The organism is Lewinella sp. IMCC34191, assembly GCF_003390935.1.
In the GTDB taxonomy this organism is placed as follows: domain Bacteria; phylum Bacteroidota; class Bacteroidia; order Chitinophagales; family Saprospiraceae; genus Neolewinella.
This window is the reverse complement of the sequence record NZ_QNQZ01000001.1, coordinates 854,648-873,535: the sequence shown is the minus strand read 5'-3', so window position 1 is coordinate 873,535 and position 18,888 is coordinate 854,648. Positions and strand designations below refer to the sequence as shown.

The window sequence follows — 18,888 nt, the reverse complement described above, 5'->3', positions numbered from 1 at the left end:
AAGTAAATAGTCCGCCTAGCTTACCGCGGCCACCTTCACGGATACGTCAGGCTGCTCTCCTTTCTTCTCGAGAACGGCTTTGTAGTCGCGCGGCATGACCTTGATGAATTTGGCTTCCTCTCCTTCCCAGTTATTGAGCATGTCGAGGGCACGCTTCGAGCTGGTATAGGCGAAGTGGTTCCGCACCATTTGCTTAAGCAGGTCGCGGTCGAAGTCGTTCAGCTCCTCGCTATCCACCATCTCGGTGTTGAGGCTCTTGTGGAACGTCTTCTCAGGATCGTAGACGTACGCCATACCTCCCGACATGCCGGCGCCGAAGTTCTTACCGGTTTTTCCCAGTACGACCACTACCCCACCGGTCATGTATTCGCAACCGTGATCACCTAATCCTTCGACCACGGCCTTGACACCCGAGTTACGGACGGCGAAGCGTTCTCCGGCCATACCCTTGATGTAGGCCTCGCCGGAGGTCGCGCCGTAGAAGGCGACGTTACCAATGATGATGTTGTCGTGGGGATCGAAAGTAGACACCCGGTCCGGCACCACGATCAGGCGGGCACCGGAAAGTCCCTTGCCGAAGTAATCGTTCGCCTCTCCTTCGAGCAGGAATTCTATGCCTTTAGCGGTAAAGACCCCGAAGCTTTGTCCCGCGGAGCCGCGGAACCGGAACTTAATCGCTCCATCGGGCAGTCCTTCTGCGTGGAAGCGACGGCTGACCTCATTGGAGAGCATGGCGCCGACGCTGCGATCGGTATTCTTGATGTCAAAGGTGCCGGCGACCGGCTCCATTTCATCCAGGGCATTCTTGGCGGCCGTGATGAGGCGACGATCCAGTACGTCATCGATACCGTGGTCCTGCTCCACGCGCTTGTACAGTCCAACCGTTTCATCGGCGACCTCCTTGTACAGGATCGGGCTCAGGTCCAGGCTACGGTATTTCCAGTGCTCGACCTCGCTGTTCATCTTCAGGTGCTCGACGCGTCCGACCATTTCATTGACGGTACGGAAGCCTAACTCGGCCATGATCGTACGCATGTCCTCGGCGAGGAAGCGGAAGAAGTTGATGACGTGCTCGGGATCACCGGTAAAGCGCTTCCGCAGTTCCGGATTCTGGGTGGCGATACCTACGGGACAGGTATTGACGTGGCACTTACGCATCATGATACAGCCCTCGACGACGAGGGCGGCGGTAGCTACGCCGTACTCTTCCGCTCCGAGCAGCGTCGCGACGACCAAATCGCGTCCGGTACGGATCTGTCCGTCGGTTTGCAGGGTCACCCGGTCGCGTAGTTTGTTCTTGACCAGCGTTTGGTGACTTTCGGCCAGACCGAGTTCCCAGGGAAGGCCGGCGTGCCGGATGGAACTGAGCGGGCTGGCGCCGGTACCTCCGTCGTGGCCGGAGATCAGGATCGCGTCGGCGTGGGCCTTGGCTACGCCGGAGGCGATAATACCTACCCCGGCTTTAGAGACCAGCTTGACGTTGATACGCGCCCGACGGTTGGCGTTCTTCAGGTCGAAGATCAGCTGGGCCAGGTCTTCAATGCTGTAGATATCGTGGTGGGGAGGTGGCGAAATTAGCCCTACCCCGGGGGTAGACTTCCGCACGCGACCGATCCAGTCGTCGACCTTGTGACCGGGCAGCTGCCCGCCCTCACCGGGTTTGGCGCCCTGGGCCATTTTGATCTGCAGCTCGTCGGCGTTGGTCAGGTAATGGCTGGTTACGCCGAAACGTCCGGAGGCTACCTGTTTGATGGCCGAACGCATATTGCGGCCTTTCTCATCCAGTTCGAAGCGAATTTCATCTTCCCCGCCCTCTCCGGAGTTTGAACGCGCGCCGATCTGATTCATGGCGATGGCCAGCGTCGTATGAGCCTCCCAGCTGATGGACCCGAAGGACATCGCTCCGGTAGCGAAACGCTTCATGATGTCCTCGGCGGGTTCGACCTCCTCGATGGGGATGGGATCGCCCTTCCGGAAGGTAAGCAGTCCGCGCAGGGTCAGCGCCTTCTCGGCCTGCTCGTTGATGGCATCACGGTACTTATAGTAGGCGTCCTGATCGTTCTTCCGTGCGGCGATCTGCAGGTAATGGATACTCTTCGGATTGAAGGTATGGGCCTCTCCCCGGCGCTTCCACTGGTAGACCCCACCTACTTCGAGCTTGGGATTGGGTACATATTCCTTTGGATAGGCCAGCCGGTGCCGAACCAGTACTTCGCTGGCCAGTCCGTCGTAGCCGATTCCTTCGATCCGACTGATCGACCCCCGGAAACATTCGTCGACGACTTTCCGGTTAAGACCCAGAATCTCAAAGATCTGAGCACCCTGGTATGATTGTAGGGTCGAAATGCCAATTTTAGACATGATCTTCAGCACTCCCTTACCGATGGCCTTGCGGTAGATCTTGATGACATCCTTGACCTCGTAGTTTTCCGCCTCGAAAACGTTGCGGGCGTGGAGATCCGCCAGGGCGGCATAAGCCATGTAGGGGTTTACGGCACTCGCACCGTAACCAATCAAAGTGGCCACGTGGTGGGTTTCCCGAATATCTCCGCTTTCCACGACCAGGCTGGTTTTCGCCCGCAGGCCCAATTCGACCAGGTGATGGTGTACCGCACCGAGGGCAAGCAGGCTGGGAACCGGTGCACTGTGACTATCCGCTTCCCGATCGCTCAACAGGAGGATATTGTAACCGCTCTGTACCATCGACTGCGCCTGCGCGCGGATGTGCTCGATAGCGGCCTGCAGGCGGCCGGCCTGACCGTCCGCGGGAAATACGGTGTTGATTACCCCGGCCCGGAATTTCCGGTGGTGCAATTCCCGTAGTTTAGCTACCTCATCGTTAGACAGAATGGGGGTATCGAGGTGGATGTAGGTGGAGTTTGCAGCTTCGGCCTTTAGGATGTTGCTCGAACTTCCTAGCATAGCGTAGAGCGACATTACACTCCGCTCCCGGATGGGATCGATAGGTGGGTTCGTCACCTGGGCGAAGAGCTGCTTGAAATAATTCGCGATGTGCTGGCTGTGCAGGGAGAGCACCGCAAGCGGGGTATCGCTACCCATGGATCCGATCGGGTCCTTTCCTTCCTTGATCATGGGTTCCAGCATCACGCTGAGGTCCTCCTTGGTATAGCCAAACAGCTGCAGCCGGCGGAACAGCGTTTTTTGGTCCATGCTTACCTCGGCCTTCCGGCTAAGGGGTAAGTTTTTGATATCCTGCTTGTGCTCATCGAGCCAGTCGCGGTACGGCAGACGCTGGCAGATGATCTCTTTCAGTTCTTCGTCACCGATTACGCGGTGCTCGTCCAGGTCCGCGACCAGGATACGCCCCGGTTGCAGGCGACCTTTCTTTACGACCTTCTTCTGATCTACTTTCAGGGCGCCGGCCTCCGACGCCACGATGAGCGTATTATCATCGAGCAGGCAGTAGCGGCTCGGGCGAAGACCGTTTCGGTCAAGTGTAGCCCCTACGAGGATGCCGTCGGTAAAGCAAATTGACGCGGGTCCATCCCAGGGCTCCATCAGGGCCTTGCTGTATTCGTAGAAGGCCTTCTTATAGTCGGGCATCTCCTCGTCGTGCTGCCACGCTTCGGGAATCATCATCATGAGGGCATGCGGAATGCTCATGCCGTTCATCGTGAGGAATTCCAGCACGTTATCGAAGTTGGCCGAATCGGACAGCATGGAACCGCACACCGGATAGATCATATCCAGCTCCTCCTCGGTGAAGCGGGAGGTTTCCCGGATAAGGCTTTCCTTCGACTTCCACCAGTTGACGTTACCCTGTACGGTGTTGATCTCCCCGTTGTGGGCAATCATGCGGAAGGGCTGAGCAAGCTTCCACTTCGGAACCGTATTGGTCGAGAAACGGCTGTGGACCAAAGCGATGGCCGACTTGTATCCCAGGTCTTGCAGATCGTGGTAGAAGCCGGAAAGCTGCCAGGTCGTCAATTGCCCCTTGTAAACGATTGTCTTATAGCTGAAAGAGCAGAGGTAGAACTGGTCGCGCGTTTCCGGATAGGTGGTATGGATCCGGTGCGTGGCAAATTTGCGCAGTACGTATAATTTGCGCTCCAGGTCGGCTGGCGCCAAATCGGTACGCGGCTTCACGAAGATCTGTTCCATGCGGGGCTGGGCACCGACGGAGGTCGGTCCTACCTCGTCAGCGTCATGAGGGTTCTTACGGTAGGTAATCACGTCGAACCCTAATTCGTCACAGTAATCCTCAAAAAGGAAGCGGCAACGCTGGCTGAGTTCTTTCTCCGCGGGAAGGAACAACTGCCCGATACCGTACTTCCCGAATTCAGGAAGCTCTTTCCCCATTTCGGAGAGTTTCCGCTTGAAGAACTCATGCGGTACCTGGGTAAGGATACCTGCTCCGTCCCCGGAGTTAGGTTCACATCCACAGGCGCCCCGGTGTTCCATGTTCGCAAGCATATAAAGGGCGTCCTTTACGATGCTGTGTTTTGCCTCCCCGTTCAGATTGGCAATGAAACCGGTACCACAGGCATCAGACTCCAGATGGGGTACGTACAAGCCGTCGTCGTGGGTAGTTTTCGCTTGGTGCTGCATAGGTCGCTGTAAGTAGTCGTACGTAATGTTTGGATGCACAATATACTTCGGAGCTTACACCTACACAATGTTCCACGGACGATTATCCAATGCTTTTTACTGACCGGAATTTCAAATTCCGGACGGCAGACTTTTAAATTCAAAAGAATTTATTCGTTAAGCACATCCAATACACAATTTTAATTCTACCGTAATCGGATTAAGTAAAATTTATTCTGATCGGTAATTGTCAAGTATACAATAAGATCGCTGCTTTTCTTCTATAATTCCAAAATTTTTATCGGACCGAAGGAAATAAGAATATATGTTCCACGGCATCAACGCATGCGTCATCAGGTCGGTGCTGCGCCAGTCCTTTGTTATATTTGCCGAAAGCCAAACAACTTGTATGAAAAGTCCCGATTCGCTTGCCTCGGTAGCCGAGTTTCACCGCACTTTCCATGTCCCGGTCCTCCCGAACCCCACTATTCCTCCACCGGATCGGTGTGCCCTGCGGGTGAATCTGCTACAGGAGGAGTTAAACGAACTACGGGAAGCCATTAACCAGGGTGACCTGGTGGAGGTTGCTGACGCGCTGGCGGACTTGCAGTACGTTCTCAGCGGCACAGTTCTTGAATTCGGATTGGGTGATAAGTTCCGTGCCTTATTTGACGAGGTGCACAGGTCCAATATGAGCAAGACCTGCAGCTCGCAGGAGGAGGCGGAGGCCACCGTTCGTTACTACCGGACGCTGGACCAGGATGGTCGCGTGGAACATAACGGGGATCATTACCTGGTATACCGAAACTCCGATAATAAAGTGCTGAAAAATATAAACTACTCTCCCGCCGACCTGGCCGCTCAACTCAAATAATATGGAAGATGCTTTTCGTCATCGGGGTCAGCGCAAACGCCTGATCGATCAATTGCGCGCACGGGAGGAATTCGATGACCGGGTACTCAACGTCATGGCGAATATTCCCAGACACGCCTTCCTGGAAAGCACCTTCTCGGAATGGGCATACCGGGACGAACCCTTCCCCATCGATTGCGATCAAACCATCAGTCAGCCAACCACGGTGGCGTGGCAGAGCACTGCACTACAGTTGCTTCCCCGTCAAAAGGTGTTGGAGATCGGTACTGGCTCGGGTTACCAGGCTGCCGTGTTGTCCCTACTGGGCGGGCGGGTCTTCACCGTGGAACGTCATAAGCCGCTGTACAAAAAAGCCCGCCTGACCCTCAAAAAGCTCCGCCTAGATCGCGGCATCCGGTTTTTTCTGAGGGATGGAAACAAAGGGGTCCCGGAGATGGCTCCCTTCGATCGCATACTGGCTACGGCCGGCGCCGCAGACGTACCTCCCGCCCTGCTGGAACAACTCAGCATCGGTGGGATCCTCGTCATACCCGTCGGACCGGAGGATGAGCACCAACAACTTCTTCGCATTACACGGACCGCGGAGAAAGACTTCGATCGCGAGGAACTGGGGTTGTGCCGCTTCGTCCCTTTCCGGGAAGGGCTGGCCTAATCAGGCTGCGTCATTTCGGTAAGTCCGAAGTGCCCGGTAGACATCGCGATGAATCTGACTACGGGTATGGTACTCCAGCAGGCGCTCGTTTGCCGGGTCGGGGTGGATGCGATTGGTGAGGAATACGAAGACCAGGTCTTCGTCGGGATCCGCCCATACGCAGGTCCCGGTGTAACCGGTGTGTCCGACCGTCCTATTGGATGCTCCCGCTGAGATGACGCTACCGTAGGAACCCGCCAGACGATCGAAGCCCAGGGCGCGATGATTATACGGACTCCGACGGGTAAAGAGATCAACTGTTTTTTCGGAGATGAGCTGCTTTCCGGCATAAACACCCCGATCATTCAGCAATTGAAATAGGCGAGCCAAATCGTGCGCGTTACCAAACAGACCGGCATGCCCGGCTACCCCGCCCAGCATGGCAGCCCCCTCATCGTGAACATAGCCGTGAAGCTCTCCGCGCCCCATCCATTTGTCGACAATGGTGGGTATAAGTTGCCGTTCCGGGTAATGATCGCGCGGTCGAAACGTCAACCGATTTAGACCCATGGGTTCGTAGAAATGCTCCGCTACAAAGCTATCGAGTGGCTTACCGCTGATCGACTCCACGATCAATTGCAGCAGCACATAGTTCACGTCGCTGTACCGGTACGTGGGTTGCCGCGTAAATTCTACATGATCGAGCGAATGCCGAAGCAGATCTGGCGTGCGGTTATCCAGCCAACGTGTGGTACTCAGCGGCAAGCCGTGAAGCGGATCCGGGGCATCCTGGATGAATTCGTCGTTGAAGTACGGATAGATCGGCAGGCTGGGTTGTATACCGGTATGGTGACTGAGCAACTGATCGATGCGGTAGTTACCCGGGACCTTATCGGCGTATTCGGGGAGGTAATCGGATACCCGTGCCTCGAGATCGATTCGCCCCTCGTCGTACAATTTCATAACCGCCAGCGTTGTAGCCGCCGCCTTTGTTACGGACGCCAGATCATAAAGGTCCGAGACCTTCACGGGTTCTTCCTTAGCATAGCGGTGAAAGCCGTAGGAGCGCTCGTATATGATTTGCCCGCCCTTCATCACTGTAAGTTGGGCTCCCGGAGTGGCATGGTACCGTATTGCCCGGTTCACGGCATGGTCGATTTTATCGAATCGGAAGCGGTCAATGCCCATCTCTTCCGGTTCGCGGTATCCTGACCGGACAGCGGGCATTGAAGTACCCCGTCCGTCAATTAGCCTACCCCGCAGCGCGCGGGCTCCAAAAATCGCCTGTACTACGGAGTTCGCCGCTTCCTTGGATTCCAGTGAGAGGTTAATCCATGTCCAGCTATCGGGTATGTCCACCAGATCGGCATCTCCGTAATGCACGAGAATCAGACTGTCTACACTGCGCAGATCATCATACCAACGCTGTCCCCTGGCGACGCCGGGAACATCCTTCACCACTACAACCGTTGGCATCTTCCGGGCATAAGGCAGCGCCACCGCGGTTTCCTTCGTAAACGATACCGGCTGCACATCGGTGAAGCGGCGGGCCATCTCGATCACGCTCCGTGGCTCCTCCCCCTCGCGGTAAACGATCCGCAACGGCTTAAGCCGGTCCAGGGGAAGCCGCTCACCGGCCTGTTGCACGAGCGTCATCGACCGGTTGACTTCCTTCCCCCGCTCGATGTCTCCTTCTACGTCCAGACTGAGAACAGGCCAACCATAAGGCGTCGCCAGGGTGTCGGACCCCTGGATTAGCGAAAGCTCCCGAATGGCGTCGGGTTCGGGCATGATAACCGGCTCCTCCGGTTCCGCTTCTCCCCAGAGCAATTCCGAAACCCAACTCACCACCCAATCCCCCCAGCCTTGGCTGGGGTTTTCCTTGGCGGAAAAAAACAAGAGACAACTTACTAATGCTAAAAGCTTCAAATTCATTGGGGCGCGAACGTTCTGGGACACGGCTTATTGCCGTCTTAATATAAATTCTCGGTGCTACCTTGCCAGCATGGAAGCTAACACCGCCCTACTCTACTTCCTACTAACCGGTCTGGGTATTATAATGGGTGCGCTTCTCGCCTGGTTGTACATCCAGTCCCGTCTGAGCCGAACACACCTGGAAAAGGAGGGCGTAAAACGCGATTATGTCGGCCGGGAGCTCTACGACCAGCTGCGCAGCGATGCAGACCTGCACTACGAGAATCTCCAGGAACACATCCAGGCGGTTGCGGAACTGAAGTCACAAAACGCCACCCTATCCGCCAAGAACGAGCATTTGGAACAGCGACTGACGCACGAAAAGTCGGAAATGGAGCGCCTCCAGAACGCTTCCATCGCGCACTTCGAAAAAACCGCGGAACGACTCTTTCAGGAGAAAAGCGATCGGTTCACCCTACAGAACGCGCGTCAACTGGACGGTATCCTGGCTCCGCTAAAGGAGAGGATTCAGGGTTTCGAAGATCAAATCCAGAAACGCTACCTCGACGAAACGAAGGAGCGCGTAACGCTGCGTACGGAAATTAAGAACTTACAGGAACTCAACCGCCAAATAAGCCTGGAGGCCAATAACTTAGCCGGTGCCCTACGGGGAAATACTAAGGTTCAGGGGGATTGGGGCGAATGGCAACTGTTGACGCTCTTGGAATCCAGTGGATTGCAGGAAGGGGTACACTTTTTCTCCCAGTCAAGCTATACGGATGAAGACGGTCGCCAAAAACGACCGGACTTCATCATCAATTTGCCGGACAACAAGCACCTTATCGTCGATAGTAAGGTTTCCCTGACCGCCTACGAACGCTACTGCAGCTGCCCGGAGGACGACCAGGCGGCGCGGCGCTTCGAAGCCGGCAACCACCTTCGCAGCCTGCGCAACCACGTTTCCGATCTGGCCAGCAAAAATTACACGCGCCTGTATCAGATCAATTCGCCCGATTATCTGCTGTTGTTCGTGCCCATCGAACCGGCACTGGGACTGGCCCTGCAGACCGACCGGCAACTATTCATCGAAGCCCTCCAGAAAAACATCGTGCTGGTGACGCCCTCTACCCTGTTGGCGACGCTGCGAACGGTAAGCTATATATGGAAGCAAGACAATCAGAAGAAAAACGTCCTGGAAATCGCGCGCCAGAGCGGCTTGCTTTACGATAGCTTCGTCAGTTTCACGGATGAGCTGCAGAAAATCGGTCACCGGCTGGATCAGGCGCAGACATCCTACCAGTCCGCCCTGACCAAACTCAGCACGGGCGGCAAGTACGGTGCCACCCTCATCGGTCGTGCGGAAAAACTTCGTAAGTTGGGCGCCAAGGCCAAACGGCGGATCGACAGCCGACTGCTGGAGGAAGAGTAAACCCAAACCAAAGATCATGCAAAAAACCGTTTCCGATGCCCGGGCGGCTATCGAAGGAATTAAGGACGGGATGACCCTGATGCTCGGTGGCTTCGGGCTGTGCGGCATCCCGGAAAAGACCATTGCGGCCCTCGCCGAAAGTGGCATTACCGACCTGACCTGTATATCGAATAATGCCGGAGTCGATGACTTCGGATTGGGTCTACTATTACAGAGCCGCCAAATCCGTAAAATGATCGCCAGCTACGTAGGCGAGAACGCCGAATTCGAGCGCCAAATGCTGAGTGGCGACCTGGAAGTCGACCTGATTCCCCAGGGCAGCCTCGCCGAACGGTGCCGGGCGGGCGGCGCCGGAATCCCGGCCTTTTTCACGCCCGCAGGCTACGGTACCGAAGTAGGTGAAGGAAAGGAAGTGCGAGAGTTTAACGGTAAGCCGCACATCCTGGAGATGGCACTGACCGCTGATTTCGCCATCGTTAAGGCGTGGAAGGGCGATCGCGACGGCAACCTGATCTACAAGGGTACCGCGCGTAATTTTAACCCCGTCATGGCGATGGCCGGCACCATCACCATCGCCGAGGTGGAGGAATTGGTCGAACCCGGGGAACTTGACCCAAATCAGATTCACACCCCCGGCGTTTTCGTCCAGCGGATATTCGAGGGCAAGAATTACGAGAAACGTATCGAACAACGCACAACCCGCTAAGCCATGCTAGATAAAACAGGAATAGCGCAACGCATTTCGCAGGAGCTACAAGACGGCTGGTACGTCAATCTGGGGATTGGCATCCCGACCCTGGTAGCCAATTTCGTCCCCGAAAATATTGAAGTGACCTTTCAGTCCGAAAACGGCATTTTAGGCATGGGCCCCTTTCCACGGGAAGAAGACGTCGACGCGGATCTGATTAACGCGGGTAAGCAGACCATTACGGCCCTTCCGGGCGCCGCCATCTTCGACAGTGCCACCAGCTTTGCCATGATCCGCGGGCAGCACATCCAACTCACCGTTCTTGGAGCGATGGAAGTTTCCGACACCGGGGATATCGCCAACTGGAAGATCCCCGGCAAGCTCGTCAAGGGAATGGGTGGCGCCATGGACCTCGTTGCCTCCGCGGAGAACATTATCGTAGCCATGATGCACACCAACCGGGCCGGCGAGTCCAAGCTACTCCCGGAGTGTACCCTACCCCTGACCGGTGTCAACTGCGTAAAGAAGATAGTGACGAATATGGCCGTGCTCGAGGTGACCGCCGACCGGGGTTTCCGCCTACTGGAAAGGGCCCCGGGAGTAAGCGTACAGCAAATCAAGGACGCCACCGCGGGTCGCCTGGTAGTGGAAGGGGACATTCCGGAAATGCAACTCGGAAGAGCGTGATCCTGGCCGTCATTCCCGCGCGTTACGCGAGTACACGCTTTCCGGGTAAGCCCTTAGTGGATTTGGGCGGTGAAACGCTGGTAAAACGCGTATACCAAGCCGTCAGCCGGGTTCCCGCCATCGACCAAGTCATGGTAGCTACCGATGACTCCCGCATCTACGACCACGTGCGCGACTTCGGCGGCGAGGTCCGCATGACCGCTCCCGACCACCCCTCCGGTACGGACCGCGTGGCCGAAGCCGCGACACACTATCCCGACGCACGCATCGTAATTAACGTCCAGGGGGACGAACCCTTTATTCGTCCGGATCAGATCGACGCCATTCTTCGCTGCTTTGAAGATAAAGACACCGATTTGGCGACGCTGGCCGCGCCGGTTCGGGACGAGCATGCGCTGCTATCGCCTAATGTAGTCAAGGTGGTGCGCGACGAACGGGGCCGGGCGCTTTACTTTAGTCGCCACGCCATCCCCTACCTACGGGATATTCCCATCGGTCGCTGGATAGAGGAAGAAAAGCACCTGCAACACATCGGCATGTATGCCTTCCGCGCGGAGATTCTGCCCGAACTCACTAACCTGGCTCCGGCCAAGTTGGAGCGGGAAGAAAGTCTGGAACAACTACGTTGGCTATCGGCGGGGTACGCCATACAGGTCGCCCTGACCGACCGGCCCAGCCTGGGCATCGATACGCCCGCCGATCTGGAGGAAGCGCTGCGTCGGTTCAGCTAATCGGTAGTCCCGGTGATAACTCCGGAAAACTGGCCCGGTAGAAAGTCTGTGTACCGAGTTTCCGGTTCTGAAAATACGCACGCAGGGTGTACGTCGAACTGGTAAAGGCAATGTCATCCCAGGGGATTTCATCCTCACGGAACAGGCGGCATTCGAGTGATTCGGGCCCTACCCCGAACTTACCATCCACCAGGTTCCCAACGAACTGCAGATATACCTGATTCACCTTCTGTAAGTTGTACAAGGTGATCAGGTAATTAACTTCTACCTCCGCGGCGGCCTCCTCGCGCACCTCCCGTCGGGCACCGGCTTCCACGCTTTCGCCGTTTTCCAGATACCCGCTGGGTACGTTCCACAGGCCGTGCCGCGGTTCGATGGCACGGCGGCAAAGTAGTACCTGGTCCTGCCACACCGGCAGGCAGCCCGTGACCACCTTCGGGTTCTGGTAGTGAATGGTCTGGCAATTGGCACAGACGATCCGCTCCTGGTTATCTTGCTCGGGTACCCGCAGCACCAGGTCTGCCGAACCGCAATGGGAACAGTAATTCATCCTGCAAGATAGTCGCTTTAGGCCTGGTTCTTTACTTGACCGAGTCTCTGTATAGTCGCAAGGAATCGTTGTTGAAAGCAACGAGGTAGGCGCGTTCCGTATCCCCGAGCTCGATGGCCTCCATGTTTCTAACCTGGCCGAAGGCGGCACCTTCCGGGTAAGCCACCTGCATTTCGCCCGCTCTGTTTATCGTAAGTACCGCCAGCCTTCCGGCATCGTACCAACCCATTTCAATGTTAGCGTTAAGGAAGTTCCCGCCCACCAGAAAACGAGTCCCATCATCCTGATCGGGAAGCTGTTGAATCGCATGGATCGATGACCACTGCAATCTCTCCGGAAGCGGCTCACTTGTAAACTCTCCGTAATTATCCTGTCGGAGAAGGACGCTCACCATCGACTGTATTTCAAGGGTCTCGGCATCCTCCCAGCTTGGCCCGAATAATTCGGCCGGATCGGCGCGGGCAAAATCGCGGGCGTAGATGTACTTTTTCTTCAAACCGGGCAATTGCTTGACCAACTCAGCATAGTTAGCGAACGGCAATTCGCGGTCGCCCACGAAGTAGGTAAGTACGGTTTCCTGACGCCCATTCCCGTCAAAATCATTGACACGGAGGCGTACCGGATGTTGAGCGTCGGGTTGCAGCTTGTTGTTGGTGCCAAAATTTCCGGCGAGTACATCCAGCTTTCCGTCCTGGTCGGCATCGACGACGCAAAGGCTCGTCCACCATCCCGTTTGCTCACTTAGGCGCTTTGGGATAAAGCGGCCATCCTCGTTCATCAGCGCCGTAACGTATCCCCACTCGATGGCCACTACCAGATCCGGATTTCCGTCATCGTTCAGGTCCGCCCATTCCGCATCGGTAATTCGTCCCATTTCGGATAAGGTAGGGGCCACCTCCGCCGTCACATCCGTGAATGTCAAATTTCCGGTGTTGCGAAAAAGATAAGATTTTGGGGTTTCCCCGTATGCGTTCGGAACCACACGCCCGGTAACGACCAGATCCACCAGACCATCCCCGTCATAGTCCTGCGGGAGCACTTTGGACGCCGTGGCGAACACGTCTTGGAGCACGTCGTGACGCTGGAAATTGCCGCTGCCATCGTTCAGGTAACTACGCTGCCTACGCGGCTCGTGCTCTCGTTCGTATTCGTTCCCGCCGGCCGAGATAATCAGGTCCAAATCCCCGTCGTTATCCAGATCCGCAAGCGCGGCATCCACGTCCTCGAAGATGCTGTCCTTCTCAATCTCTGGAACGGGCATTCGCTGAAAAACGCCCCTGGTTGTTTGTACGTAGAACACGCTACGTTCTCGTTTTGCGGAGCCGACGAAGAAATCCTCCAGGCCGTCCCCGGTTATGTCACCGACGGCTAAAGCGGGTCCTTCGGTAGATACCATATGGGGAATAAGCGGTTCGCGATTAAAGTCGACGAATTGGTTTTCTACGTGCCGGTGCCGAATGCCCAAAGGACCGGCTTCGTCGCTCAATTCTGCTCCGGCAAACGATAAGCCAATGCCCGAAAAGTCATAGAGAGGAAGATTCGGTTGATAGGTGACCGATATGCTCGAATTAAATTCGTCGGGCCGGATCCTTGTATACGTACGGTCCGGCCAAACCACCAGTATAGAGTCGACGGCACCGGAATCTCCCAACCCCAGATGCAGTGGTGCCTGTGCCGAGGATTGAAACCCTCGCGCGGGGTAATTTTCAAACCGCTGGCGTTTTTCTTTACCGTATACGATTACGCTGGCCCCTACGGCATTGCGGTTTCCTTCTGGTCCGTTGAATCGTAATTGCAAGTATGCCCCGGTAGTATCCCCCTGCTCCGCTTCCTTTAGCCGTAGATCGTTTCGGTAGATGAAAGGATTGTCCTCGATGTTATTCGTGACGATATCCAGGTCACCGTCGCTATCCAAATCGATGTACACCGCGCTGTTGGAATAGGATTCGACCGCTCCGGCCACCCCGTCCGAGAGATCCTGGAAGTGCAGCTTCCCTGAATTGCGGTAAAATTTGTTCCGCAGTTTGATCTGGGGCATCTTGGTGACGTAGTCGAGTTCGTCGTCGGGTACTTCCCCGCCCTCGGCGACCTGCTCCCGGTTGTCCTGGGTCTTGAAGTTGATCCAGTCTATATCGTTCATCCGCCTGGGGATACCATTGCTGATGAATAGGTCCGTGTGTCCGTCATCGTCCATATCGAAAAAGAGCGGGGCCCACGACCAGTCGGTAGCGTGTATCCCGGCTTGGGCGGCAATTTCGCTGTAGGTATCGTCTCCGTTATTAAGTTGGAGGGTGTTGCGCGAAAATTGAGGATTGTATCCGAAACCCAGCTTGAATCGAAATACGTCGTATCCGTCTTCTGCTAGGGATTGCTTGAGGATGATGGGATCTTCCGGTAGCATATCCAGGCTGAAGATGTCGGTATACCCATCATTATTGATATCGGCCAGATCTACGCCCATGGTAAAGCGACTCGTGTGGCGAAGCATCTCCGTCAGTGCCTCCCGGAAGGTACCGTTACCCTGATTAATGTAGAGGTAGTCGTTTTCGTGGAAGTCGTTCCCGACGTACAAATCCGGCCACCCGTCGTTATTCACGTCACCGACCGAAACCCCCAGGCCGTAGCCGAGCGCCGTACCGATGATTCCGGCCTCCGCACTGACGTCGGTGAATCCCCCGTTGCCTTTTCCGTCGGGTAATCCATCGTTGCGCAGCAGTCGGTCACCGGCCAATGGATGTCTATCCTCGTCGGCAAAGCTCGCTCGTGGTCCGAAGGTTCCGTTTTGGTGCACGGAGTGGTTGAGTTGGAAGCAGTCGAGATCGCCGTCTCCGTCATAGTCGAAGAATACGGCCTGGGTTCCGAATCCCTGCTGGTCCAGCCCATACATCTGCGCGGATTCGCTGAACAACGGTATCCCCGCTTCATCGACACCCTCATTGATGTACAACTGGTTGTGGCCGGTGAGTCCGGCGTACCCGCTTACCTGACTGACATAAATATCCAGCCGTCCATCCTGGTTGATGTCTACCACGGAGGCGCCAGTCGTCCAGCCCGGCTGACCGGCCAGGCCGGCGATGTCCGTTACTTCCCGGAAGCGAAGGTCACCTTGGTTGATGTACAGCGCGTTTCGGTCCCGGTTGGCGGTGAAGTATAGATCGGGTAATCCATCGTTATTAAAGTCGCCGGCCGCCAGTCCCCCGCCATTGTAGAAGTACATGTAGTTGAAGACGTTCAGCTCCTCCGATAACTGCGGGCTGTTCGTGAAATCCAGGCCGGTGCGGTCGGACTGCAACAAGGTGAAACCAGCCGATTCGGGTTCAGCGCCCCGTCCCTTTTCGCAGCCAAATAAGGTGAAGACCAGCCCAAGCAGCGCTATTGACAATGCAATGGGAGAAACCGGCGGTAGGTGATGAAGTACGTACACAGCGAAATTATTGCACGATGGACGGCAGGCGGTAGGTCAGCGGACCTGCGTCATTGATGGTCATCAATAATATCCGGTCGGTTCCCAGACTTAGTAACTGGAGATCCTTGATGTCGCCAATGACCCCAATGCCTGATTCGGAGGAAGTTAGCTCGTCAAAAGTGCCGTCGCCGCGGTTGAGCAGGACCTGCCCGTAGCTGGCATCTAACCGGGAATACTGGGGTAAAAAACCACTCAGGTTACCACCAAGCACTATATCCTGCGCTCCGTCGCCATTTACATCTACCGCACGGATGGCATTTACGCTGGAAAGTTGCGCACGCGATGGTAACGGCTCAAGCCGGTAGTTGCCGTCGGATTCGCGGAACGCGATGGCCGACTGGAAGTAATTTGCTTCCAACACAAACGCTCGATCAAGCACTTCCGGTGAGAAAAGCTCATCGATTGATCGCTCTGCGTAATCCGAGTGACGGAGATTTGCCTTTCGTAATCCGGCCAACTGGGCGGTAAGGTCACGCTTCATAGCCAGGGGCATGTCCCGTTTCTCCAGGTGCTGGGTCATGATTTTTTCTACGGTACCGTTCCCGTCGAAATCAGCCACGTACAGTTTAGCCGGACGCGCCGTATCGGCGGAGAAGTAGAAATTTTCGCCTCGATTACCCAGGATCAGGTCCAGGTCACCGTCACCATCCATATCAGCCTGTTCCACCGCGTACCACCAGCCCGAATAGGCATCTAGATTGGATTTGATTTCGGATACCTGGCCGTGGGCAAGGTGAAATTGACGGGGCGTTCCCCATTCACTTACCGTCGTCAAAATGTTTTCCGCACCATCCTGCCTGACTTCGAGCGTAGCATCGGTGAGCATGCCGAGGCTTGCCAACTGTGGAGCCACGGAGCGGGTAATATCCCGAAAGCGCCCGGCACCATTGTTTTCTAAGAGGAAACTCGGCACGGGCACGCCATAATTCCCGGGCATGCTGCGCGTACCGACGAATAGGTCCGAGTCACCGTCGCCGTCAAAATCCAGCGGAACGACGACCGAAGTGTTCACGCCAATTCGGGGCAGGCTTCCACTCCGGAGGGTGAAGTTGCCATTTCCATCGTTGAAGAACAGCTTATCCGCCAGCATCGGCGAATTGGCCGGGGCGGCATTGCCTGCGGAGCCGACGTACAAATCGAGGTCTCCGTCCCCGTCTGCGTCGAACAGCGCGACGCCGGAATCTTCCGTCTGGCTTACCTGGTCGAGTGCGGACTGCTCCGAGCGAACGAAGCGGCCGCCCCGCTGCAGATACAATTGCCCCGGCTGATTACGGGCACCGCCGATGTACAGGTCGTCATAGCCGTCACCGTCAACATCTCCTACGGCCGATAGGGGCCCCTCATGACCGAGCGTCCGGATAACTAAGCCTTCGTTCAATAGATCGAGGTGATCGTCTTCCACATGCGCGGTCAGGCTTAGTTGCACCGGGGTGAGTAGGGGAGGTGCTACTTCCAAGGAGGCTCTCCTATCGTTGATATAACGCGGAAGCGGTCGACGATTCGCTTGGACGTAGTCAACTTCCAATGGCTCCCGCGTATCAATGCTGTCCAAGGTGGTGACCGTACGATCAGGCCACACGATAACCACGGAATCCACGCCAGCGGAATGGCCGATCCCAATGTGCTGCGGATAGTCCACACTTGACTGAAAGCCACGGCTGGGCATCACCACACTGCTGTAGACCCGATCGTCCTGGTGCACGGCGATGGAGGCACCGATGGCGAAGCGGTTGCCGCCTTCCGGTCCGTAAAGCCGCACCGTGATTCGGTGATTGTCCGTGAGCTCCGTGGCTCGATTCTCGAGAACGAATACAGGCTGGTTCACATTATTTACTACGAGATCCAGGTCGCCGTCGCCGTCCAGGTCGCCGTAAGCCGCCCCGTTCGAAAATGAGGCTTCGCCCATACCCCAGTCCGTAGACACATCGGCGAAAGACAGGTCTCCCCGGTTCCAGTACAACTTGTTAGGCAGCGGCTCCGAGGGCATCTCGTCGATGATCTTGTCGACTTCCTCTTTTTTGCCCGTAAGGGCCATCTTGCGCACGATATCATCTGCGAAAAAATCGATAAAGTCCTGGCTGGTCAGGTTGTGGTAGATACCGTTGCTCACGAATATGTCGCGCCAGCCATCCTGATCGACATCGAACAGCAGAGCGCCCCAACTCCAGTCCGTCGCCTCTACCCCCGCGTACTGCGCGATTTCGCTGAAGGTCCCGTCCGCATTATTGAGTTGCAGCGTATTGTGCATATATTGGTGGTAGAATCCGCGTTGCTGCTTGAGCTCGTATCCCGTTAAGTTCTCGAACTGGACGGTCGTCTTCCGCCGGTAATCGGATTCCGGCAGCATTTCGGTAGCGAAGAGTTCGGGGTAGCCGTCGTTATTGATGTCGGCCATATCCGCCCCCATGCTCGCCAGGCTAAGGTGCCGCATGTACTGCTCTACCTCCTCTTTAAAGGTTCCATTGCCCTGGTTGATGTACAGGTAGTCGCGCTCGAAAAAATCGTTGGAGACGTAGATGTCAGGGTAGTAATCTCCGTTGACGTCTCCTACCGTGACCCCGAGACCGAAACCGATCAGGCTACCGTAGATGCCGGCCTCCGCGCTCACATCCGTGAACTTACCGGACTCATTACGAAGCAGGCGGTCTCCCCCACCCCGCAGGAAGGGTTTTACGTTCCAATCATCGGCGTAGCGCTCCCGCTGGCTGCTTAGATTGAGGGTATTGACGGGAATGAAACTGTTGTTGAGCAGATAGACGTCTAAATCGCCATCCAGGTCGTAGTCGAAGAATGCTGCGTGAGTTGCGTAACCGTCATCGTCCAGACCGTATTCGGCGGCTGCATCGCGGAAGGTACCGTCGTGTTGGTTGATCAACAGGCTGTTGCGTTGATTTACGCCCTTCTGGAAGCCGGCGTTGCAGACATAGATATCTAACCAACCGTCCCCATCGATGTCCACCAGGGTGACCCCCGTACTCCACTGGCCGGCGAGTTGGACGCCCGCCGTTTCGGATGCGTCCTCGAATTGCCAGTCCCCCTGATTCAGATACAGTTTGTTCGGCCCCTGGTTAGCCGTGAGATAAATATCAGCTAAGCCGTCATTATTCAGATCACCGATACCGACGCCTCCCCCGTTGTAGAAGTTACGGTAACTGAAAATATTGAATTCCTGGCTGTTTCGTACGGTATTGACAAAAGCGATTCCGGTGTGCGTGGAATCCACGCGCTGAAACATCGTAGGTGACTCCGCGACAGTCGATCCGGACGGTTCGGAAGGGCTACAATGCAGTAATGAGGCTAAAAAAAGCGGGAGAAAATATCGAAACATACCACCGGCGGGAATATGGGTGAAGATAAAAAAAGAGCGAGC

General features: G+C 56.0%; 11 protein-coding genes. 6 read left to right on the top strand and 5 right to left on the bottom strand.

The window, feature by feature from the left end:
- Positions 1-15: 15 nt before the first annotated feature.
- Positions 16-4,569: a glutamate synthase large subunit gene (gltB, locus tag DRW39_RS03470; RefSeq protein ID WP_116105572.1), complete on the bottom strand. Its 4,554-nt coding sequence runs from the start codon at positions 4,567-4,569 to the stop codon at positions 16-18.
- Positions 4,570-4,957: 388 nt separating this feature from the next.
- Between gltB and DRW39_RS03465 the strand changes: the two genes are divergently transcribed.
- Both DRW39_RS03465 and DRW39_RS03460 read left to right on the top strand, forming a co-directional pair.
- The gene (locus tag DRW39_RS03465) at positions 4,958-5,422 is read left to right on the top strand and encodes a nucleoside triphosphate pyrophosphohydrolase family protein (protein WP_116105571.1); all 465 of its coding nucleotides are present in this window, start codon (positions 4,958-4,960) and stop codon (positions 5,420-5,422) included.
- 1 nt (position 5,423) lies between these two features.
- Positions 5,424-6,074 carry a protein-L-isoaspartate(D-aspartate) O-methyltransferase gene (locus DRW39_RS03460; protein ID WP_116105570.1) on the top strand — a complete coding sequence of 217 codons (651 nt, stop codon included), beginning with the start codon at positions 5,424-5,426 and terminating at the stop codon, positions 6,072-6,074.
- On the opposite strand, the gene DRW39_RS03455 is transcribed toward DRW39_RS03460, so the two are convergent.
- On the bottom strand, positions 6,075-7,952 hold the full coding sequence (locus DRW39_RS03455) for a serine hydrolase domain-containing protein (protein WP_157975909.1): 1,878 nt from the start codon (positions 7,950-7,952) through the stop codon (positions 6,075-6,077).
- Between the two features lie 106 nt (positions 7,953-8,058).
- Here DRW39_RS03455 and DRW39_RS03450 point away from each other — a divergent pair, with 106 nt between their 5' ends.
- Genes DRW39_RS03450 through kdsB form a run of 4 tightly spaced genes read left to right on the top strand, consistent with a single transcriptional unit; the run spans position 8,059 to position 11,502 of the window.
- Positions 8,059-9,396 carry a DNA recombination protein RmuC gene (locus DRW39_RS03450; RefSeq protein WP_116105568.1) on the top strand — a complete coding sequence of 446 codons (1,338 nt, stop codon included), beginning with the start codon at positions 8,059-8,061 and terminating at the stop codon, positions 9,394-9,396.
- A gap of 16 nt (positions 9,397-9,412) precedes the next feature.
- A complete protein-coding gene (locus DRW39_RS03445) occupies positions 9,413-10,102 on the top strand; it encodes a CoA transferase subunit A (RefSeq protein WP_198664778.1) in 690 nt (229 codons plus the stop codon).
- Positions 10,103-10,105: 3 nt separating this feature from the next.
- Positions 10,106-10,771 (top strand): 3-oxoacid CoA-transferase subunit B, encoded by a 666-nt coding sequence (locus DRW39_RS03440; protein ID WP_116105567.1) that lies wholly within the window; start codon positions 10,106-10,108, stop codon positions 10,769-10,771.
- Complete coding sequence (kdsB, locus tag DRW39_RS03435) at positions 10,768-11,502, top strand: 3-deoxy-manno-octulosonate cytidylyltransferase (protein WP_116105566.1); 735 nt, start codon at positions 10,768-10,770, stop codon at positions 11,500-11,502. Before DRW39_RS03440 ends, kdsB begins: the two co-directional genes overlap by 4 nt.
- Here kdsB and DRW39_RS03430 read toward each other — a convergent pair.
- The 3 genes from DRW39_RS03430 to DRW39_RS03420 are packed head-to-tail and all read right to left on the bottom strand — an operon-like array spanning position 11,495 to position 18,846.
- Positions 11,495-12,052 carry an NUDIX hydrolase gene (locus DRW39_RS03430; RefSeq protein ID WP_116105565.1) on the bottom strand — a complete coding sequence of 186 codons (558 nt, stop codon included), beginning with the start codon at positions 12,050-12,052 and terminating at the stop codon, positions 11,495-11,497. The two genes, kdsB and DRW39_RS03430, sit on opposite strands and share 8 nt — an antisense overlap.
- 31 nt (positions 12,053-12,083) lie before the next feature.
- Positions 12,084-15,476: a VCBS repeat-containing protein gene (locus DRW39_RS03425; RefSeq protein WP_157975908.1), complete on the bottom strand. Its 3,393-nt coding sequence runs from the start codon at positions 15,474-15,476 to the stop codon at positions 12,084-12,086.
- 7 nt (positions 15,477-15,483) lie between these two features.
- Positions 15,484-18,846, bottom strand: a complete 3,363-nt coding sequence (locus DRW39_RS03420) for a VCBS repeat-containing protein (RefSeq protein ID WP_410503592.1) — start codon at positions 18,844-18,846, stop codon at positions 15,484-15,486.
- Between the last annotated feature and the right edge of the window lie 42 nt (positions 18,847-18,888).